Here is a 21,510-nt window from a genome sequence, read left to right on the forward strand (position 1 = left end):
TGCAGCCGCTTCTGTTGGTTTCCTTGTTGGATTGGGTTTCGATACAGCAGGTAAAAAAATTACGGGTAAACTTTATGATGCAAGCAGTAATTGGTAATTGATGATGGAAAATTATGAAAGTATATTTTGGTTGTGTTGCTGTATTCCGTTAGTCAATTTCTTTATAGCTTATTTGGTTTTTGCGCAAATGACCGTCCACCCTATAGAGAAGAAAATTAAGGCTTCAGGTGGAAGCATACCGGAATGGGATAATATGGGGATGAGAATTCCGAGTTATGCTGTAGCAATGCTCTTACCGGTTAAAGTAAAGGCTGCACAAGCTATAGATGAAGATTCTGTTCAGAAGTTTACTTCTAAAAGTGATAAAAAAAGAGCTATATATTTTATGTGCTCGTTTGTCATTATATTAATACCAGTAATGGCTGGCTACTTTATATTTGGTCCCAATTAGAGCCCGAGAAATTCATTTATTATAAGTACCTTTATATTCAACTAAAAGTGTTGAGATCCTCATGTTTTCAATCTCAACAAATTCAACCTCTAACTCTGCGTTCCAAGCTCTATCTTAAATTCACTGCCTACACTCAGTTGACTGTCTATTCCAATTATATTTCAATAAGCCTAATGACTGTCTGATGATGGTATCCAGACGCCGAGTTGTGGCATGCTTTGATTAGCGTTAAACGACAATGTGATTATCGCCAATTGTTTAAGAGTATCAATGGTATACCTGCGATAGAGTCGCGCACGAACAAGTATTTTTGACCATTGTGGAGTGCATTGATTATTTGACTTTGGCATCCTGCGGGAGTGTAACGTAGGGTATAAACGGCCAATTTATGAGCCTATTTGGCCATGTTCAAGAGAGGTAAACTCTAAAACTTTGTCTGTAGATGTTTGCTGGCCAATGTTCAAGCTGTCATGGATTTGGATGATCTAGTATAGGATCATAATCAAAATTCTTTATTTAATTGCGACCCGTATGAATAAGGAGTCTCAACTAATTTTTGCCAATTTATTACAAAGGCTTAACATCGTAGCCGCTAATATAGGCGTGTGCTAAAGTGTGTTAACACTCAAAATAATAAAATGAATATGATTAGAGAGCTTACTGCCACTGACTTTGACGCGGTGATCAACTTAGGTGAAATCGTCCACGGAAGTGGCTATATGGATTTGGCTGAACTAACAGCTATTTACCATAAAGGGATAAAAAAGGGCATTAATGCCAATTTTGTCGCACTTGAAAATGAACAACTTATTGGCTTTCGGTTAACGTATGCCGCAGGACAATGGCCGCAAGATCAATGGTGCACTGTTGATCGATGGGGCGTTGATTTTAATGATGTGTGTTATTTCAAATCAAACACCATTGCTGAATCTGGCCGCGGTCAAGGGCTTGGTGGTAAGTTGTTAGCAGCATCTAAAGCGGCAGTCATGGCACAAGGCGCTAAGGCAGGAGTAAGTCATTTATGGCAGCAAAGCCCTAATAATGCTGCGGTGCGTTATTTTACCAAGGCAGGTGGTAAGCTGATCAAACAACATCCTCAGCGTTGGCATCAACGTTATATGGGCGAAGATTATATTTGCGTGTTATGTGGTGAAGATTGTCACTGTGTTGCCTGTGAAATGTTGCTGGTATTTTAATGTCTATTGTCTAAATCAATAATAAAAAAAGAAGACTAATATGTACGATCCGCTGATTAATTCTCACCCCAATAAGCAACAGTTCGCCTCCAGTTATTGGGCAAGCACCCAAGCATTACCCGAGCCGACGGCACCATTATTGGGCCGCCAAAAAACTGATGTAGCCATTATCGGGGGCGGCTATACCGGCTTATTAACGGCGTATTATTTAGCAACCGAATTCAATATTGATAGCCATGTACTTGAGGCCAACCAAGTCGGTTTTGGTGCCAGTGCCCGCAATGCCGGTTTTGTATTAAAAGGCTCGGGTCGTTTAGGTTATGCGGCAATGACTCAGCGTTGGGACTTAGCGACGACTAAGGGGATATATGATGAGTTTACTCAAGCAGTGGCTAGAGTTGATGGTCTGATAAAACAGCACAGTATTGCTTGTGAACCGCAAGAGGCGGGATACTTAAAAGTGGCGCATAATCCCAAGGCGCTAGTGTCGCTGCAAAATGCCGCCAATTATATTCAACAAAACCTAGCAAGTAGCCAAGATTCAGGCGCTGAATTTATTTCAAGCCAAGACTTTCGGACGCAGTATTTAGATCATCATCAAGCTTTTGGTGCGCTTCGCCTAAAAGACGGTTTTGGGGTCAATCCGTTAAAGTTACTGCTCGGTTATAAAGCGATGGTGCAAGCTCTAGGGGTGACGATTTCTGAACAGTCGTGCGTGTTAGATTGGGTTGAAGAGGGCGGCAAACATCGTCTGATCACCGACAGTGGGGAACTGGTTGCCAATAAAGTGATCATGGCTGGCAATGCTTATACACCTAAACGGTTTAATCACCGCGTAGACGATAAGTTTTTACCAATACTAAGCAATGTTATTGTGACCCAGCCGCTTACCGCTCAAGAGCTTACAGAAGCGGGTTTACATACTCATCAAGTGACCATGGATACCCGTATTTTAAAATACTATTACCGATTATTACCCGACAACCGTTTATTGTTTGGTGGCCGAGGCGCGGTGTGGGGTAAAGATGCTGCTAACCCTGTTTACGGCGAGCGTTTAAAAATGGCGTTAAATAAGTGCTTTCCAAGCTTAACTAATAAAGCCATTGCCTATAACTGGACCGGGTGGATTGCTGCCGCAATGGATGATATGCCTCATGTGTATAGCAAAGGTGGTGTGGGATATAGCCTAGGATATTGCGGTGCTGGAGTGTCTTTTAGTAGCCAAGCTGCGTATCGCTTAGCGCAAAGTATTGCCGGTGAAGCCTTGCCCAATCTACCCTTGTATCAGCAACCACTGCCGAGATTCCCCTTTACCCAAGCAAGGCGGCTTGGGCAATGGGGTTATTATCATTATGGCTGGTTAAAAGATCGCTTTGGTTAACCGACCACTTCACCTGTGCTGATTTTAGTTTCGTCTAATGGCTCAATTTTAAAATTAAAATAAGCATAAGAAGCGCTCACCAATGGGCAAACTAGGTTAAAAAAGGCATAGGGTAGGTAAGCGATAGTTGCAACACCTAGGGTACTTGCCATAAATGCGCCACAGGTATTCCAAGGCACTAGTGGGCTGGTAACTGTTGCAGCATCTTCTAGTGTGCGGCTTAAATTAACTGCGGCTAATTTACGGCGAGTGTACTCTACTTTTAACATTCTGCCCGGCAGTACGATGGCAATGTATTGGTCTGCAGTAATGATGTTAGCGCCAATACACACTCCCAGAGTGGTAATGATCAAACTGGTGGTACCGCTTACTACAGTAAGAATGCTTTCTAAAATGCGGCTTAATAATCCGGTCACTTCCATCACGCCACCAAAGGCCATCGCACACAGTATGAGCCATACTGTCGTTACCATACTGCTCATGCCGCCGCGACTTAATAAGCTGTCTAATACAGCATCACCAGTGTTAGCAACATAGCCGTCAAACATGGCTATCCAGATACCTTTCACAAGGGCGACAATGGGTAGCAAGGTGTCATCGTGTACAAAGGCTATCACGTTATCAAACTGAAATAGCGCTGCACATACCGCGCCCGCCAAGGTGCCTAATATGACCGTTGGAAATGCTGGCATTTTTCGGTTCGCTAAATATAACACCACTAATAATGGTATTAATAAATGCATTCCAGGATGATAAGTTTGATCCAGTAATGCCAGAGTATCGGTTAGTTGGTTTTCAATTGGTGCGGCATCTGCGGTCAGGCCTAAAAAGGTAAAACCAATAAGTGCAATGATAATGCTGGGTACAGTGGTCCACGTCATGTGGCGAATGTGGCTAAATATATCCGTACCCGCAACGGCTGGAGCAAGGTTGGTGGTGTCTGACATTGGCGACATTTTGTCACCAAAATAAGCGCCACTGATAATAGCGCCAGCAGTGATATTAACATCTAATCCCATCGCTGAAGAAATTCCCACCAAGGCAATACCAAGCGTACCGGCTACTGTCCAAGAGCTACCAATACTCAGCGCGACTACTGCACACAGTAAGCAGCAGGCGGTGTAAAAATAATCAGGGTTAAGGATTTGCATACCGTAATAAATCATCGTCGGTACTGTACCAGCGAGAATCCAGGTACCAATCAGTGACCCCACGCTGAATAAAATCAGCAATGCGCCTGTGGCTACGCCAATACTTTTTACAATACCGCGCTCCATTTGATTCCAGCTATAACCATTTTTATAACCGATAATCATCGCAATACACGCCGCCAGTACTAGGGCAATTTGGTTAGCGCCAGAGGAACTGTCTGATGAAAAAAGATACACTGCCGCCGCGAGCATAATAATTAGCGCAAAAACGGGGATAAGAGCATCGAATAAAGTAGGTTTTTTGTGCTCGGATGGAGATGGGTTTTGTGGCGCCGATTGAGACATAGTACTTCCCTTGTTGTTATTATTTTTGACCAATATCTCATTCGTGTGAGTTGGCTAAGTGTTATCGTAATAGGTTGGTAACTTATTCGTAACAGGTCCACATCCTGACATAAAAATACCTGTTAAGTCGAACATTGTTGGGCTTAACAGGGATTTTTATAATGGGGTTTTATTACGGTTAACTATGAGTGTGCTTGGTTAAGTACTTTGTGTGGTTATATATGTGATATATAAGGTTTGGTGTGAATAAATAGCCGCTGAGGATACCTGGTGTTACCAGACGTATCCTCATGGAAACGAAGAGCGTTAATAGAGCGATATGGGCAATACATCAGTATTGCTATGATACAGATTATTTATTTAAATGACTTATTATGGTCTTTTCAGCATCTGCTTTAGTCGCCTTTCCTTTGACTACATCAAGTTTTGCTGTCGCGCTGTGACCTGTCATGTCTTCTGCAATATGTAACCAATCAGGATGCCAATAAAAAGAGGTTCCTGACACGGTATTCCAGTTGTGTACCCCTGATTTTTCACCTTGATAAATCAGGTCGCCGCTAGAAAATTTCATTTAATCCTCCAAAATCTTTATGAATAGGCTATCTAAAGTACAGAAGTTGAAAGAGCTGAAAAGCTCATCACACTCCTTTGGACTTAGTAGATTGCGCCATGGGATAAGATGTTTTTGTGATCTAAATCAAAAAAATGGCTGATGATGGATAATCTAAACAGTAATTAATTTTTCGCACAACATTGTTAATAATGAAAAATCCCTGAGATGTTGCCATCACAGGGATTTTTATAATGGGCTAAATGATACTCGCTATTTAGCCTTTAGCTTGCTCACGAGCTATTGCGCGATAAGCAATATCGGTACGGAAATAGACATCATCCCAGTGGATGGTATTCACTAATGCGTAAGCCGCTTTTTGTGCTTCAGTGACGGTATTTCCTAATGCGGTAGCACATAACACGCGGCCACCATTCGTCACTGCATGGCCGTCTTTGATGCAGGTTCCTGCATGGAACACTTTCCCGTTAGTATCGCCAAGGGTTAAGCCGTCAATCACATCGCCTTTGTTATACGCGTCAGGATACCCGCCTGCAGCCATAACAACACCCACTGCCGCACGTGGGTCGAAGTCTGCAGTGACTTTGTCTAATTCGCCACGAGTCGCGGCTAAGCAAAGCTCCACAATATCGGACTGTAAACGCATCATGATCGGTTGGGTTTCAGGATCACCAAACCGGCAATTATACTCAAGCACTTTGGCGCTACCGTCTGGTGCAATCATTAGACCTGCGTATAAAAAGCCAGTATAGACATTACCTTCAGCCGCCATGCCATCAACCGTTGGGCGAATAACATTAGCGATAGTCCAGTCGTGTACAGCTTGTGTTACCACTGGAGCTGGTGAGTATGCACCCATGCCGCCAGTGTTAGGGCCGTAGTCGCCATTATCTCGGGCTTTATGGTCTTGGCTGGTGGCCATAGCAAGAATATTTTTGCCGTCTACCATGACGATAAAGCTGGCTTCTTCACCTGTTAAAAATTCTTCAACCACCACGCGTGAACCAGCATCACCAAACTTATTGCCTGCTAGCATGTCATCAATGGCGGCATCAGCTTGGGCTTGATCTGCGGCGATAATCACCCCTTTACCCGCAGCCAAACCGTCGGCTTTAATCACAACTGGAAAGCCTGTTTTGCTCGTCAGTTCAGTCACGTACGCTTTAGCTAATGGAATGTCAGTAAAGTTTGAATACTCAGCTGTAGGAATATGATGACGGGCTAAAAAGTCTTTGGTGAAGGCTTTTGAAGATTCAAGCTGCGCAGCGCCTTTAGTTGGGCCAAAAATCGCTAAACCAGCGGCATTAAAAGCGTCAACGACACCTAACGATAATGGAACTTCTGGGCCGACAATTGTGATTGCAATAGCGTTATCTTGGGCAAAGGCGACTAAGGCGTCAATTTGCTCTACATCAATGGCAACGTTTTCTAATTTTGGTTCTAAGGCAGTACCGGCATTACCGGGTGCAACAAAAACTTTTTCAACTTGAGCAGACTGAGCGGCTTTCCAAGCTAGAGCATGTTCACGACCGCCGCCACCAATTATAAGTACCTGCATCTTTAATCCTTTTATAGCTGCGCTATGTTCTCTATTTCTGCTTCAAGCATGCTCACTTATCCTTATAAGCTGCGCGTGCTTTCATTGAACTAGAAAAAAATAGCTACGCTCTAATTCGTTTAAACAAAATTTAAAAAGTATCGCTTGTTATCTACTTTTACAAAAACATTTAGCAAAGCAAGATTGATAAGCGATACCCATATTTGCATTTATTAGTGGCGGAAGTGGCGCATGCCAGTAAATACCATGGCCATACCGTGCTCGTCTGCTGCAGCGATGATTTCTTCATCGCGAATAGAACCACCCGGTTGGATAATGCAGCTAATACCAGCCGCGGCAGCCGCGTCGATACCATCGCGGAATGGGAAGAAAGCATCTGATGCCATTACTGAATTTTCAACCACTAGACCTTCATCGGCAGCTTTAATACCCGCTATTTTAGCTGAGTAAACGCGGCTCATTTGGCCTGCACCCACACCGATCGTCATGCCGTCTTTGGCATAAACAATAGCATTTGATTTAACAAACTTAGCCACTTTCCAGCAGAACATTAAGTCTTTTAATTCTGCAGCAGTGGGTTGACGCTTAGATACCACTTTAACGTCGGCTAAGTCGACCATGCCTTGGTCGCGATCTTGTATTAATAAACCGCCATTAACGCGTTTGTAATCGAGCGTTGTGGTTTTGGTATTCCACTGGCCACATTCGAGTAAACGCACATTAGCTTTAGCGGCAATAATATCGCGAGCAGCTTGGCTCACTTTCGGGGCGATAATTACTTCAACAAACTGACGGTCAACAATCGCTTGCGCAGTGTCAGCATCTAACTCTTGGTTAAAGGCGATGATGCCACCAAACGCTGAGGTTGGGTCGGTTTTAAATGCGCGGTCATAAGCTTCTAACAAGTTAGCGCCTAATGCAACGCCACAAGGGTTAGCATGCTTAACGATAACGCAGGCAGGGCCTTCAAATTCTTTAACACACTCAAGGGCAGAGTCTGTGTCGGCGATATTATTGTAAGACAGTGCCTTACCTTGTAACTGAATCGCACTGGCAACAGAAGCTTCATCAATTTGGGTATCAACATAAAACGCCGCTTTTTGATGGCTGTTTTCACCGTAGCGTAAATCTTGCTTTTTAATGAACTGAGAATTAAACGTCCGTGGGAACGTTGAGTCGTCATGGCATTCGTCGTTACTGTGCGCCGGAACCATAGTGCCAAAGTAATTAGCAATCATACCGTCATAGGCTGCGGTATGTTCAAATGCGGCAATCGCTAGGTCAAAACGCGTTGCTAGCGTGGTGTTGCCGTTGTTAGCTTGCATTTCTGTAATGACGCGACGGTAATCTTTTGCATTAACCACAATCGTAGTGTCTTTGTGGTTTTTCGCGGTTGAACGCACCATAGTTGGGCCGCCAATGTCGATGTTCTCAACAGCGTCCGCTAAGGTACAACCTGGTTTTGCAACGGTTTCTGCAAATGGATACAAGTTAACAGCAACTAAGTCGATAGGCTTAATAGCGTTTTGTTCCATGACGATTTCGTCGATACCACGACGCGCTAAAATGCCGCCGTGAATTTTTGGATGTAAGGTTTTAACACGACCATCCATAATTTCTGGGTGACCTGTGTAGTCAGAAACTTCAATTACCGGGATGTTGTTGTCTGCAAGTAGTTTTGCAGTACCGCCCGTAGACAGGAGTTCGACACCTTGTGCATGCAGCGCTTGTGCAAACTCAAGGATTCCAGTTTTATCTGATACGCTTAATAGCGCGCGACGAATTGGTCTGACATTATTCATGTAGGTACAGGGTCCACTAGTTTGATTTTAAGGATCTTTCGTAAAACAGAATCAGGCTAAGTCTGCTTTACCAAAGTCCCTCATAGTGTTTTTACGATTGCTTAATACCTTCTAGGCCGACTGTGTTGTGATCAGGCGGACGTATTTTATCGTAATCCGCTTCTTTAAGGTGTTTTTTCTACGTGATTTCACAATATTGAAATAAGAACAAAGATACGCAAACATAATCATTAAACAACCCTTGACCTTGGATTAAACTCTAAGGTTTATACTCGGGTAAAATCTACACTAGATTGATGGCTTCATTATCTCAAGCGGCGGTGACGATATGTATCGAATAGGCGAACTTTCTGCCTTGTACGACATTAAGGCTGACACATTACGGTTTTACGAAAAACATGGCTTATTATCACCATCAAGCCGTTCAGATGCCGGTTATCGACTCTATAACAGTAGTGATTCCGAGCGACTTAAATTTATTTTACGTGCTAAAGCGGTTGGTTTTTCGCTTAATGAAATTGCCGATTTACTGTCTATTGAAGTGGACAAGTCAAACCGCGCATGTGCTGATGTTAAAGGCTTAGTCGATACTAAGCTTGAGCAAGTCGAAGCCAAGTTAGCTGAGCTACAACATTTTGCCACTTCACTGAAGAGTTTATCGAATACCTGCTGTGGCGGACCTGATAGTGCTGAGCATTGCTCAATACTTGAAGCGTTAGAGTCGTCAGACAAACACATTATTGCTAAAAAAGAACATCATCATTTTTCTCAACCAGGTCATAAGGATTAGGCATGTTATTGACCAATTTTCTGCACTTATTTTTAGAGTCTGCTCCGTGGTTGTTACTGGGTCTAGTGCTTGCTGGGCTATTAAAAGTATTTGTGCCTATGGTATGGATGCAAAAGCAACTCGGTGGCCATGGAATGAAAACCGTGGTGAAGGCGGCATTATTAGGCGCGCCTTTGCCTTTATGTTCCTGTGGTGTTATTCCTGCTGCAGTCGGTTTGCGTCGAGCTGGCGCCTCAAAAGCGGCGACCACCTCTTTTTTAGTATCGACCCCAGAAACTGGCGTTGACTCTATTACCGTATCTTATGTTTTGCTCGGGCCTTTTATGGCTATTGTGCGTCCGATTGCGGCGATTACCAGTGCGATAGTGGCGGGGTTGTTAGTCGGCCGTGATGACGATGACGGTATTCCAGCATCAGCATCTGCAAAAGGGCAAACGGCAACAGATGCCTCAACAAGTGCCAAAGCGGTTTCATCGTGTTGTGGCTCTAAATCAACGCCTAGTCCTGAAACAACATCAACACATAAAACCCCTGCTAGTACAATGCAAACTGCTAGCGTAAAAATGACGGCGATTAACTCTGCATCAGTTAAGCCTGAGTCTGTGTTGAGCCAGATGGCGCCAGCACGTTCATTTTCAACCAATACTGCAGAAGTAAAGCAGAGCTGTTGTGCCTCTAAAGCCGCTGATAAACCCATTGAATCTATACCCTCAAGCTGTTGCAGCGCGACAGTAAAAGATGAAGTAAAACACGAGACAAAAGCTGAAACGGTTACATCAAGCTGTTGCAGTAGCAAAATTGAACCGCAAGCTGAAGTGACACCAGCAAGCAGTTGTTGCGCCTCTAAAGCGCAAAGCCAGGCGCCAAGTGAAAGCAGTGATCAAGCCAGTTGCTGCGCTTCGACCCAAGATATGGCAACAGAATTGAAGCACAACAGCGTATTCAGCCGAGTGTTATCGGGTTTGCATTACGCCGCAACAGATTTAGTTAAAGACACAACTTTGTGGCTATTAGTCGGATTATTTTTTGCAGCCTTAGTGCAAACTTATGTCCCAGCGGACTTTTTAGTCAAATGGGGCGACGGTATTCTGGCGATGTTAGTGATGGTACTGGTGTCGATCCCGATGTACATCTGCGCCACTGCTTCAACCCCCATTGCTGCTGGTTTGTTATTGGCTGGGGTATCACCAGGTGCAGTATTGGTATTTATGATGGCGGGGCCTGCGACCAATATTGCCACTTTAGGTGTGGTGACTAAAGAGCTAGGTAAGCGCGCATTATATGGCTATCTAGGTGGCGTGATTGGTGTAGCATTAGTCTTCGGTATATTAGTCAATTATTTAGTCGATACCTTTGGTTTTGAAGTGATGCCGCAAATTGGCCAAGAGCATGCCTTATTACCTCAAGGCATCGTGGCTGTTTCTGGCATTGTGCTTGCGGTGTTAATGGCCAAAGTATTGTGGGACATGATCCCAAAAGGCCATAAAGAGAAGGGTTGTTGCTCGTAATCTGTTACGCCAAATAGGTTAACTAAAGTGAGTTAAGTACATAACAAAGCCAGTGATAAATATCACTGGCTTTTTATTAAGCTAAAACATTGCTGGCCCACAATAAAGATAACAACTAGTAATAGCGCTAGTTAAAAATAGCATTGAGTTTTTCTGCCAATCTGATGCCTGCTTGCTGCAATCGCTGCTCGATAATTGGTTTACTGGTAAATACATAGTTAAAACGTAAATCGTCTTCACCTTGATAATTCTGTTCGAGCTGGTAAGCACCTTGCCTTAATGCTTTTGACTCATCTGCCCATTGGTAATAGCTTTGACCTATCCACTTTTGGCGTTGTTGCTCGTTAATACGCTTTAAAAAATCACTGTACTCTGTATAGCTTAACTGCTGCTGTTCTATTAGTTTGCTGTCCCACACTGTATGCAAATTTGTTTGTTCACCGAACCACTTCAGATTAACGGTATTGCCACCTTTATCATGGCTATGACCCACATGTAGCGGTTGGTGAATGTCGCCAACAAAATGTACGTAAAATGCCAATGCTTGCCATTTTTCTTGCTGGCTGGCTTTAGGGTTCGCTAATACTTTTTCAAAGCGTTGTAAACTTTCGATGATATCGCCATCAGGATTACGCTTAACGGTCTTCCATGTTTCATCGTCTTCAATTGAAATGTAATGCCATGGGGCAGCACGATCCCAGGTCTTATCGGAGCGGATTTCATCTGCCCAAGTCGACATTTGTGCTAAGCCTTCGCCATCTGTCAGTTGGTTTATTTGCTGTTGAGCCGTTGGGGACAAATTGGCTTGAGCGATTTGGCCTATAATTCTGTGACCTAATTGACCAAATGCTTTGGCTGGGAGGCTGAATGTTAAGGTGAACAAAGCACAGCTCACCAGCAATAACATGTTATTCAGTAAAACAGACGATTTCATAAAAAATTTCCAATTCATTATTGTTTCTAAAGCAAGAAGCGCGTCTTTAATGTGCCAGCATACGAGATGATTTTTATGTCGTGACACAGACTCGAGTCGCGACTATATAGCAACAATATGACATTTATGTGTTACTCCAAAGTTGTTTTTCTGTGGCTTTTTTCGTTTAAAAATGACATTAAAATGCAACATATCGACCTTAGACTTCGCCCTGAAGTTTTTGCTCTATTGATTTACCAAGCCCGATAAACGGGTAACTAAACATTAAAATATAAAAATATTCAGGGGTTTGAAATGTTGCTTAATCATAAGATGAGTCGTCTCGCGCTGGCGACATGTTTTGCTATGGGAATTGCTCTACCTGCAATGGCGGCCGATACCGCATCTGATATTCGTGGTCAGATTATAGGTCCTGCGGGTAATGCTGTGACTGATGCAAAAATTACTATTATCCACCAGCCAACCGGAACTATTACTGAAGTTCCTGTGAGTGCCAACGGGCAGTTTACTGCCCGCGGTTTGCGTGTCGGTGGTCCTTATATTATCAAAGTTGATTCTGATGTGTTTGCTGACACAGTTGAAGACAATGTCTACTTAGGATTAGGCGAAACATTCCGTTTTAACCGCACGCTAGAGGCCATTTCTGCAATGGAGCGTGTAGGTGTCGTTGGCAATGCGAGTTATTATCGAAGCGCCGGCAGTAACAGTGATTTTGGTGAGCAAGATATTGCTAATGCACCCGGTATTAGCCGTGATTTAAAAGATGTATTACGCCAAAACCCAATGGCTGTTGTGGGCACTGACGGTATTTCAATGAGCGTGGCAGGCATGAATCCACGTTTTAACACTTTCGTCGTCGATGGTATTTCTCAAAACGATGATTTTGGTCTTAATTCAAATGGCTATCCAACTCAGCGTTCACCTATCTCTATCGACGCAGTAGAGAGTGTTGCCCTAAATGTATCGCCTTATTCCGCTCGTAGTGGTGGCTTTACGGGCGCGCAAATTAACGCGGTCACTAAGTCTGGTACCAATGATTTATCTGGTACGGTTTTTTGGGAAACCACCAACGATAGTATGGCTGGTGATGGTAAAGACCAAGACTCTGGTGACACCTTAACCCAAGATTTTGAAGAAACCACATTTGGTGGCACGGTTGGCTTCCCTCTAATTAAAGATACCCTGTTTTTCTTTGGCTCATATGAAAACTTTGATGCGCCAAAATCAGCTGAGTGGGGGCCAAAGGGCGCTGGTTTTGCAAATGAGTCAGATGTGACTTCAGAAGAGCTTATTCGAATTGAGCAAATTGCCCAGTCTGTTTATGGTCTTGATAGCATTGGCGGTTACACCACCTCACCTCAAGAAAAAGATGAAAAAATCTTAGCTAAAGTGGATTGGAATATTAATGACCAACACCGTGCTAGTTTTACTTACCAATCGACCGTAGGTAATTTAACTAACAACATGTCATCGAATAGTTCGTCATTAAAATTATCAAGCACTTGGTATGATAAAGAAGAGACTTTAGAAACCTACGCGGCAAACTTATATAGCGATTGGACTGACGATTTTAGTACTGAGATCAAAATTGCTTATAAAGATACCACCACTAAATCGAAAACCATTGATGACTTAGGCATTGGTATGGTGTCGGTACAAACTTTCGAAAAGTCAGGTGATAAAGTTATTTTTGGTACTGACAGTTCTCGCCAAGCAAATGAATTAAATAACCAAAATCTTGAGCTACGTTTTGTGGGCGACTATTACTTAGGCGATCATGATATTGGCTTTGGTGCTCAATACAATAGCGTCGAAATATTTAACTTATTTGCTCAAGATGTGTTGGGAAATTGGGAGTTTGATTCTATTGATAACTTAGCGACAGGGACTGTCGATGGTTTCCGTTATCAAAATGCAACCTCGGGTAATCCAAATGATGTAAGTGCCAATTTTAACATGGACACCTTGGCATTATTTGTTGAAGACACATGGGATATTACGGCCGATTTAGAGCTCACGTTCGGCATGCGTTATGAAACCATTAGCATGTCAGATAAACCAGCCATAAATGAAAATTTTGTTAATCGATATGGTTTTGCTAACAACGAAACCTTAGATGGCCAAGATATTTGGTTACCTCGCGTAGGGCTTAAATACCTGTTAAGCGATGATGTGACCCTATACGGTGGTGTGGGTCGTTACAGTGGTGGCTCACCATCAGTATGGATTTCAAATAGTTTTTCAAATGATGGCAACAGCTTATTAAGCTATAACGACGGTTGGAACCCAGCTTGGGGCACCCCAGATTTTGGTAACGTCCCAGCTGATGCTCAAGCGGGGTTAGTCGGGGGCGACGGTAATGTTAATGCCATCGATCCTAACTTTGAGTTACCTTCTGACTGGCGTGCAAGTATTGGTTTTGACAGTACATGGGATTTAGGTGCTTTAGGTGATAATTGGTTTGTGGGTGGTGAATTTTTATACATTCAAAAAGAAAACGACTTAGCTTGGGTTGATTTAGCCCGTCGCCAAGTGAAAACCGATGCCACTGGCCGTGTTGTATACGAAACATGGGACCCATTAGCCAATAATGGTGCTGGTGGTAATACCGAGCGTTATGACCTCATGTTAACCAATGCAGAAGAAGATGGCTCAAGTAAGACGTTAAGTTTCTCGATTGCCAAAGAGTGGGATATGGGCCTTAGCATGCGTGCGGGCTATGCATATAACTCAGTTGAAGAAGGCAACCAAGGCTCGTCATCTACAGCAACGTCTAATTATCAATATACTCCAGTACAATATGATCGTAATGGCACCACTATGGGGACTGGCTATTATGAAACACCGCATCGCTTCACCTTTAGCTTGGGTTATGATGTAGAGTTTGTTGCAGGTTATAACTCTAGCTTTAACTTATTCTACGAAGCTCGTGAAGGTAACCCATTAACCTGGACATTAGGTTCATATCGTGATGGTAATTTAGGTGATCAAAGTAAGTTTGCTGGCGCATCATATTACTTACCTTACATTCCAACAGGTGCTGATGATGCCAATGTTGAGTATGCGGGTGGATTAACTTATGAGGAGTTTAAAGCGGCTATTGATGAAATTGGTTTAGGCCAATATGCCGGTGGTATAGCACCAAAAGGCACTGACAACCAGCCATGGATACATCAGTTAGACTTCCGCTTTACGCAAGAGTTGCCAGGATTTACTGACGAGCATAAAGGTATTTTATACTTTGATATCAAAAACGTACTTAACCTAGTTAATGAAGATTGGGGCGTGGTTGAATACCAAAGTTTTAATAATGCTAAGTTAGTTGATCATGACTACAATGCGACGACGGGAGTTTATACTTATTCTGTTCCATTTGGCCAAGATGGTATTGAGACTAACAATTACGATACTTATGACATCAACAAATCAGCTTGGCAGCTTAAAGTGGGCGTGAAGTACAAGTTCTAGCCATCTGTTAAGTAGAATGCTGTTAAGCAGGGCGCGAATAAATAAGCGCTAAACAAAAAATACCGAGCAATTAGCTCGGTATTTTTATGTGCTCAGCATGCCTGCATCAAGCTATTTATAGGTTAAACGACGCATAAATTATTTGATCTTGCTGGCAAAATTTTCAGGTGAATTTTTTGACTGCTTAACTGCACGTTTCTCTTTTAAAGATAATGCCGGTTTTTTCTTCGCTTCTTTTGAATTATTACGTTCTTTGCTCATTTGTATAGCTCCTAGCGCGCATAATGCGTGACTAATAAATGTAATGTGTGTGGTTAGTATTGCAGCAGACAATGGATCAGTCGCTTAATACTTACCTAGCCTTTGAACAATTTCCTGAACCAAACTTATCATTGATATTGCGAATTAATAGTGCGAAAGCTGACCTCTATGATCTCAATTAATCACTTTATTGAGTTGATACTAGCACCTAGTCAGTTAAAAATATCTATATATCCTATAGATTATTTTGTGCTTAAAAACTCATCTTTAATTATGATTGTTTTGTACTATAAAGTCGGGGATTTCCAGCACACCATCTCCCCAACGCTGAAACAGGGCATCATATAAAAATTCGATGAATACTCGGTATTTTCGTGGGAGATATATTCGCTTGGGAAAGCTGAGTGTGACCTTAGTTTGCATCATGGGGAAATCTTCTAATACTGGCAGTAGTTGCTTACTATCAATAGCTTCTTGAGCAATAAAAACCGGTACCGCGGTAATACCTAGGCCTTCAATGGCTGCCTCTCGGGCAAAGGTAACATTATTGACCTTCAGCTGTGCTGGTGGATCCAGATCTAGCCATTTGATGCCATCAAAAATACGCCAGCCACCATCAATATGGGCAGATTGAAGCTTGATTGCAGTATGATTCATTAAGTCCTGCGGTGTTGCGGGAGCTCCATGACGTTTAAGGTAACTTGGACTTGCCATTAATTGTCTGCTTGCGGTCACCAGAGAGTAACTTTGCAGCTTTGGATCGTGTTGTTCGGTAATTTGAAATAAGAAATCGACGCCTTCTTCTATTACATCCACTTTGCGGTTAGTCAGTTCTGCATCAATGGTAATGTTGGGATAAGTCGCCAAAAAACGCGCAAGAATCCGCCCCAGATATAACTGACCTAGCTCGATAGGACAAATTACTTTTAAATTGCCTTTAATGTCTTGTTGGCTTGCGCTGAGTAAGTCTTCGGCATTTTGTAAATCTTGCAAAATTTTACTGATGCGATGGTAATAACTCGAACCCGCTTCGGTCAGTTTTAATGATCGAGTGGTTCTAAATAGTAATAGCACACCGGCATCGGCTTCGAGTTCAGCAACCTTTCTGCTCACTGTGGCTTTGGTGATCCCTAAAGCTTTGGCTGCACCAGTAAAACTGCCTTGTTCAACCACCTGTGAGAAAATTTGTACACGATTTAGATCCATATTGTTACACCTGTGGAACAGTGGGTTATATTTTTACTATCTAATAAACTAAAGGAAACAGTAGTAAACTAGGCGAGAATAAATTAGGAGTCAAACATGTCTATCAATAAGCGCTTAGTATTAGTGCCAAGTATTATCCTTGTATTAGTTGTTGCCGGTGTTTATTGGTGGTCACAAGTTCGATTTATAGAATCAACGGATAATGCTTATGTCGAGGCCGATATTTCTAATATCAGTGTCAAAGTGCCAGGTTATATTGTCCAGTCTACCGTGGTAGATAATCAACATGTCAGCAAAGGTGAACTATTGGCTCAACTTGAAGATAGCCAATTTGTTGCCAAGCTAGCCCAAAGTAAAGCCTTATTATCCAGCTCGCAAGCTAACTTGCAAACCTTGGCGGCGAAGGTTGATTTGCAGCAAGCGTTAATTAATCAGGCTAAGGCTGCTGTTGTGGCCTCACAGTCTGAACAGTTAATCGCCCAGCAACAATTAAAACGTTCACAAAAATTAAAAGTCAGTAATTACAGTTCACAAAATGATGTTGACCAACTTCAGGCGGGTTTCGATTCTGCCTCGGCACATGTCGATGAAGCTCAAGCTGCATTGGTGGCTAAACAGCGTGAATTATCAGTGTTTAATGCTCAGCTATTGCAAGTGCAAGCAGATGTTAAGCAGGCTGAGGCTAGTGTCGAATTAGCCAATATTCAATTGGCTGATACACGCGTTACAGCGCCATTTTCAGGTATTATAGGTAAGCGTGGTGCCATGGTAGGCCAGTATGTTCAACCGGGACAGGCATTGTTTAGTTTAGTACCAGATACTCAAGTGTGGGTAACGGCTAACTTTAAAGAAACTCAAATTGAGCACATGCAAGCAGGACAAAGCGTTAACGTCAGTTTAGATGCCTATCCTGATGAGGTGTTTAGTGGATTTATCGACAGCTTAGCTCCAGCATCGGGCTCTAAATTTAGCTTGTTACCTGCAGAAAATGCGACCGGTAACTTTACTAAAATTGTTCAACGTATTCCGGTGCGCATTCGGCTTGAACGAAAGCCGTCTTCATCTGCTATCGGACGTATTTTGCCTGGACTGAGTGCGGTGGTTGAAGTCGATACTGAATCTGCTGCTCAATCTCAGGCGTTGGCTAAGTCGTCCGCTGATCAAACCACGTTAGCGGCAGCAGGGCATTAATATGAGTCAATCAACTGCAGAGGTAAATGCTTCTGAAGTTAGCTCTGCTAGTAAACAGGATGATAAACCGACTGGGTACCAGCGTGGTAGTGTCCGATCTTGGATAGCCGTTGCGGGCGGCCTAATTGGTGCATTTATGGCGATTTTGGATATTCAAATCACCAATGCGTCGATGAAAGAGATCCAAGGTAGTTTAGGCGCCACTTTAGAGGAGGGGAGCTGGATTGCTACCGCCTATTTAGTGGCGGAGATGATCGCGATTCCCCTTTCGGGTTGGTTAAGTACCGGATTATCGACTCGACGTTATTTACTCTGGACCACAGCGGCTTTTATCTTGGCATCGATATTATGTTCTTTGTCTTGGAACCTTGAGTCGATGATTGCTTTTCGTGCCTTGCAGGGGTTCTTCGGTGGAGCATTAATTCCGTTAGCATTTAGACTCATACTTGAGTGCTTACCTGACAATAAACGTGCTATGGGCATGGCTTTGTTTGGGGTGACGGCCACATTTGCCCCTTCTATTGGGCCGACGCTGGGAGGCTGGTTAACTGAGCAATTTAGTTGGCATTATTTATTTTATATTAATGTTCCGCCAGGCTTATTGGTAATGGCGATGTTAGCTTATGGTTTAGAGCGCAAACCCATTATTTGGGAAAAGTTAAAAGATGCTGATTATTCCGGTATTGTGACGATGGCACTGGGTATGGGGTGCCTAGAAGTGGTGCTAGAAGAGGGCAATCGTAAAGACTGGTTTGGTTCAGATCTTATTCGTAACCTCGCGATAATTGCCGCCATTAATATCAGTCTATTTATTTGGATTCAGTTACGTAAAGCACAACCCTTAGTCAATATCCGTCTGCTTGCTCAGCGTGATTTTGCCTTGTCTACCGTGGCATACTTTTTACTCGGTATGGCATTATTTGGGGCCATTTACATGATCCCCTTATATCTATCACAAATTCATGACTACACTCCGCTAGAAATAGGTGAAGTCATTATGTGGATGGGTTTTCCACAATTACTGGTGCTACCTTTAGTGCCTAAGTTAATGCAGAAGTTTGATCCGCGTTATTTGGCTGCACTTGGATTCGCTTTATTTGCCACCAGTTATTACATGAATAGCAATATGACTCTTGATTATGCGGGCGATCAGATGATTACCTCGCAAATAGTACGCGCCTTGGGGCAACCGTTTATCTTAGTTCCTATTGGTATTTTGGCGACCATGCATTTAAAACCACATGAAAATGCTTCGGCATCGACTGTGCTCAATGTGATGCGTAATTTAGGTGGGGCGTTTGGTATCGCTTTGGTGGCAACATTAACCGATAACCTCGCAAGGGGGCATTTGGCACACATAAAAGAAACGTTACCCGCCGTGAGTTCGCAAGCCTATAATTATATCGCTCATACCAGTTCGATATTACAAACTGCTGGCTCGGACGCTGTAAGCGCTAACTCGCAAGCTTATGCTTTACTTGCTAAAACCATGTCGCAACAAGCGTATATTCAAGCCTATAATGATGTGTTTTTTATCATGGCATGTTTTCTTTTTATCGCAGTATTTGCAGTATTATTTATTCGAAAACCCCCAGGAAAAAGCCCATCAGATGAGCCTAGTGAGATACATTAATCATGCTAATATGGCGTATAGAGCAGGGATAAATAAGGTTTGTGATGACATTACAATGGGTAGATGTTGGCTTTTCTGAATTGACGCTGGAACAACTTTATGGGTTATTACAACTTCGAGTTGATGTGTTTGTGGTGGAACAAAATTGTCCTTACCCTGAGTTAGATGGTAAAGACAAACATCCGCAAACAAGGCACTTACTTGGGCTGGACGAGCTTGGCCATGTCGTGGCCTATAGTCGTGTGTTAGCACCTAGTCTGAGTTATCCTCAGGCCAGTATTGGCCGTGTTGCTGTGGCGAAAGTAACACGGGGTCAGGGGATTGCTAATCAATTAATGCAAAGAGCTATTAGTATTGCCAAACGACATTGGCCCAATGACAATATCCAAATCGGTGCGCAAGATTATTTACGTCAGTTTTATCAACAGCATGGTTTCGTGGTTAATTCTGCGGTGTATCTTGAAGATGGGATTGAGCATTTAGATATGCTGTTAATTTATTAATGTAAGGAAAAATAATGTCAGATTACGCAATAAACACCCAACAAATTGTTTGTGTCGCTCAGTTTACCGCTAAAGCAGGAAAACGCGATGCCTTAGTGGCTGCATTGGCAAGTTTAGTTCCAGATACTCGACGTGAGCTAGGCTGTATTCGTTACGAACTGAATATCAGTATAGATGATGACAATAAAGTCGCCTTTGTGGAAAAATTTGTCGACCGAGCTGCGTTTGATCAACATTGCGCTAAAGATGCGATTGAGCATTATTTTCACCATGTGATGCCAGAGTTGGTTGAGTCACATCATGTTGAAGTGTTCAATCAAGTGATTGCTTAGCTGACGGTTGTTAATCGTAAAGTGCAACAGCATAATTTTAGATCACTGTTTAACATCTGATGACCACATCGTAATGATGATATTACAAATACAAAAATGCCAGTCTACATAGACTGGCATTTTTAATCATTTATGCTGTTAAGCCAAAGCGGCTAGCACTATGATTAGAAGTCGTAACGTGCACCAACAGTGAAGATATTGTCATCTTCTAAATCAACAGTAGCAGTACCGACTTTGTGATCGCCTTCATACATAGCATAGTGACCATAAACTAAGGTTGACTTAGAGATACGATAGTCAGCACCCACAGTAATTTGAGTGATGTTTACGTCAGTACCTGTCGCTTCTTTAATATTTTTGTAGTAACTACCAAAACCAGCTTCATCTTGACCGTATTCAGCTTTTAAGTTTACGCCGTTTAGGTTGTAAGATACGTTAAGGAAGAAAGAATCACCTTCTTGATCAGTGGTTTGGCTTTCAGTGTTTTGGTATAAACCACCAAGCTTGAACTCACCTAGCTTAACTTGCGCCACACCACGATAAGCATCAATACCACCAATAGTGTTATAAGCTGCAGCAATATAATAAGGTTGTGCTTTAAGACCTTTGTCACCAAGTGTTGCACTTAATGCATATTGGTCTTCATCTGAACCTTCGTAGTTGTCATCCATTAAATAAGTTGCGTTTAATGTGACTAAACCAGCAATCACTGGTGAGTAGTACCAAATACCATCAGCTCTACGTAATTGGCCACCAATCATACGATCGATATCGGCGTTAAAGTTACCGAATAAATCTATGCCACCTTCAGATTGTTTAAATACGGTATCGTTACGGCCGACTAACACAGTACCAGCATCACTTTTTAAACCTAAGAATGTGTTACGCGCTTTAAATACAACTTCATCACCGCTTTTATCTGCAGTTTGAGTGGTATTTTCAACTTGGAATTCCATTTGGTATAACAGTTCAATACCGTTAGCAAACTTTTCACTACCTTTTACGCCTAAGTTAGAAAAGTTGTTTTCTAATACTGTGCCTTCTTTACCATTTTGAGTTGTAGCGCCTTTATCAGAATTAGTCACAGCTAAATCTAAACGACCATAGAAACTTGGGCCTTCAGCAAGTGTAGCGAAAGAAACTAATGTGAGTACTGATGCTACCGATGCAGAGATTAAGGTTTTTTTCATCTTTCATGCTCCCTAGAACGTTATGTTCTATATTCCATT

General features: G+C 42.6%; 18 protein-coding genes. 10 read left to right on the forward strand and 8 right to left on the reverse strand.

The features are described 5' to 3' along the window. The first annotated feature begins 103 nt into the window (after positions 1-103). The 3 genes from GW828_RS16840 to GW828_RS16850 all read left to right on the forward strand — a co-directional run bounded on the left by GW828_RS16840 (position 104) and on the right by GW828_RS16850 (position 3,028). Positions 104-451, forward strand: coding sequence for a hypothetical protein (locus GW828_RS16840; RefSeq protein WP_182698425.1), 348 nt, complete (start codon positions 104-106; stop codon positions 449-451). Between the two features lie 638 nt (positions 452-1,089). Further along, the gene (locus tag GW828_RS16845; RefSeq protein ID WP_124017268.1) at positions 1,090-1,647 is read left to right on the forward strand and encodes a GNAT family N-acetyltransferase; all 558 of its coding nucleotides are present in this window, start codon (positions 1,090-1,092) and stop codon (positions 1,645-1,647) included. Positions 1,648-1,687: 40 nt separating this feature from the next. Beyond that, on the forward strand, positions 1,688-3,028 hold the full coding sequence (locus GW828_RS16850) for an NAD(P)/FAD-dependent oxidoreductase (protein ID WP_182741794.1): 1,341 nt from the start codon (positions 1,688-1,690) through the stop codon (positions 3,026-3,028). Here GW828_RS16850 and nhaC read toward each other — a convergent pair. The 4 genes from nhaC to purH all read right to left on the reverse strand — a co-directional run bounded on the left by nhaC (position 3,025) and on the right by purH (position 8,455). Then, positions 3,025-4,524: a Na+/H+ antiporter NhaC gene (gene nhaC / locus GW828_RS16855; protein ID WP_124017270.1), complete on the reverse strand. Its 1,500-nt coding sequence runs from the start codon at positions 4,522-4,524 to the stop codon at positions 3,025-3,027. The two genes, GW828_RS16850 and nhaC, sit on opposite strands and share 4 nt — an antisense overlap. A 352-nt stretch (positions 4,525-4,876) precedes the next feature. Next, entirely contained in the window at positions 4,877-5,095 is a 219-nt protein-coding gene (locus GW828_RS16860) for a hypothetical protein (protein ID WP_182698421.1), read from the reverse strand. A gap of 256 nt (positions 5,096-5,351) precedes the next feature. After that, positions 5,352-6,653 carry a phosphoribosylamine--glycine ligase gene (gene purD / locus GW828_RS16865; RefSeq protein ID WP_182698420.1) on the reverse strand — a complete coding sequence of 434 codons (1,302 nt, stop codon included), beginning with the start codon at positions 6,651-6,653 and terminating at the stop codon, positions 5,352-5,354. 212 nt (positions 6,654-6,865) lie between these two features. Beyond that, a complete protein-coding gene (gene purH / locus GW828_RS16870) occupies positions 6,866-8,455 on the reverse strand; it encodes a bifunctional phosphoribosylaminoimidazolecarboxamide formyltransferase/IMP cyclohydrolase (RefSeq protein WP_273060050.1) in 1,590 nt (529 codons plus the stop codon). A gap of 328 nt (positions 8,456-8,783) precedes the next feature. On the opposite strand from purH, the gene zntR reads away from it, so the two are divergent. Together zntR and GW828_RS16880 are read left to right on the forward strand one after the other, a co-directional pair. Next, the gene (gene zntR / locus GW828_RS16875) at positions 8,784-9,245 is read left to right on the forward strand and encodes a Zn(2+)-responsive transcriptional regulator (RefSeq protein WP_124017274.1); all 462 of its coding nucleotides are present in this window, start codon (positions 8,784-8,786) and stop codon (positions 9,243-9,245) included. Between the two features lie 2 nt (positions 9,246-9,247). Continuing rightward, positions 9,248-10,753 (forward strand): SO_0444 family Cu/Zn efflux transporter, encoded by a 1,506-nt coding sequence (locus GW828_RS16880; RefSeq protein WP_182741793.1) that lies wholly within the window; start codon positions 9,248-9,250, stop codon positions 10,751-10,753. Positions 10,754-10,880: 127 nt separating this feature from the next. On the opposite strand, the gene GW828_RS16885 is transcribed toward GW828_RS16880, so the two are convergent. Further along, positions 10,881-11,687, reverse strand: a complete 807-nt coding sequence (locus tag GW828_RS16885; protein WP_182741792.1) for a S1/P1 nuclease — start codon at positions 11,685-11,687, stop codon at positions 10,881-10,883. A gap of 294 nt (positions 11,688-11,981) precedes the next feature. Here GW828_RS16885 and GW828_RS16890 point away from each other — a divergent pair, with 294 nt between their 5' ends. Then, complete coding sequence (locus tag GW828_RS16890) at positions 11,982-15,155, forward strand: TonB-dependent receptor (protein ID WP_273060054.1); 3,174 nt, start codon at positions 11,982-11,984, stop codon at positions 15,153-15,155. Positions 15,156-15,293: 138 nt separating this feature from the next. On the opposite strand, the gene GW828_RS16895 is transcribed toward GW828_RS16890, so the two are convergent. Both GW828_RS16895 and GW828_RS16900 read right to left on the reverse strand, forming a co-directional pair. After that, on the reverse strand, positions 15,294-15,416 hold the full coding sequence (locus GW828_RS16895; protein WP_011635985.1) for a hypothetical protein: 123 nt from the start codon (positions 15,414-15,416) through the stop codon (positions 15,294-15,296). 267 nt (positions 15,417-15,683) lie between these two features. Next, positions 15,684-16,622 (reverse strand): LysR family transcriptional regulator, encoded by a 939-nt coding sequence (locus GW828_RS16900; RefSeq protein ID WP_124017278.1) that lies wholly within the window; start codon positions 16,620-16,622, stop codon positions 15,684-15,686. Positions 16,623-16,718: 96 nt separating this feature from the next. Between GW828_RS16900 and GW828_RS16905 the strand changes: the two genes are divergently transcribed. From GW828_RS16905 to GW828_RS16920, 4 genes are read left to right on the forward strand one after another with little or no spacing between them, the layout of a single operon-like run. After that, positions 16,719-17,813, forward strand: coding sequence for an HlyD family secretion protein (locus tag GW828_RS16905; protein WP_273060057.1), 1,095 nt, complete (start codon positions 16,719-16,721; stop codon positions 17,811-17,813). 1 nt (position 17,814) lies between these two features. Beyond that, positions 17,815-19,446: a DHA2 family efflux MFS transporter permease subunit gene (locus GW828_RS16910; protein WP_273060059.1), complete on the forward strand. Its 1,632-nt coding sequence runs from the start codon at positions 17,815-17,817 to the stop codon at positions 19,444-19,446. A 44-nt stretch (positions 19,447-19,490) separates the two neighbouring features. Then, positions 19,491-19,949: a GNAT family N-acetyltransferase gene (locus tag GW828_RS16915; RefSeq protein WP_273060060.1), complete on the forward strand. Its 459-nt coding sequence runs from the start codon at positions 19,491-19,493 to the stop codon at positions 19,947-19,949. Positions 19,950-19,963: 14 nt separating this feature from the next. Next, entirely contained in the window at positions 19,964-20,281 is a 318-nt protein-coding gene (locus tag GW828_RS16920) for a putative quinol monooxygenase (protein ID WP_124017282.1), read from the forward strand. Positions 20,282-20,445: 164 nt separating this feature from the next. On the opposite strand, the gene GW828_RS16925 is transcribed toward GW828_RS16920, so the two are convergent. Then, positions 20,446-21,471: a porin gene (locus GW828_RS16925; RefSeq protein WP_273060063.1), complete on the reverse strand. Its 1,026-nt coding sequence runs from the start codon at positions 21,469-21,471 to the stop codon at positions 20,446-20,448. Positions 21,472-21,510 lie beyond the last annotated feature (39 nt).

Source organism: Shewanella vesiculosa, from assembly GCF_009994065.1.
GTDB classification, from domain to species: Bacteria; Pseudomonadota; Gammaproteobacteria; order Enterobacterales; family Shewanellaceae; genus Shewanella; species Shewanella vesiculosa.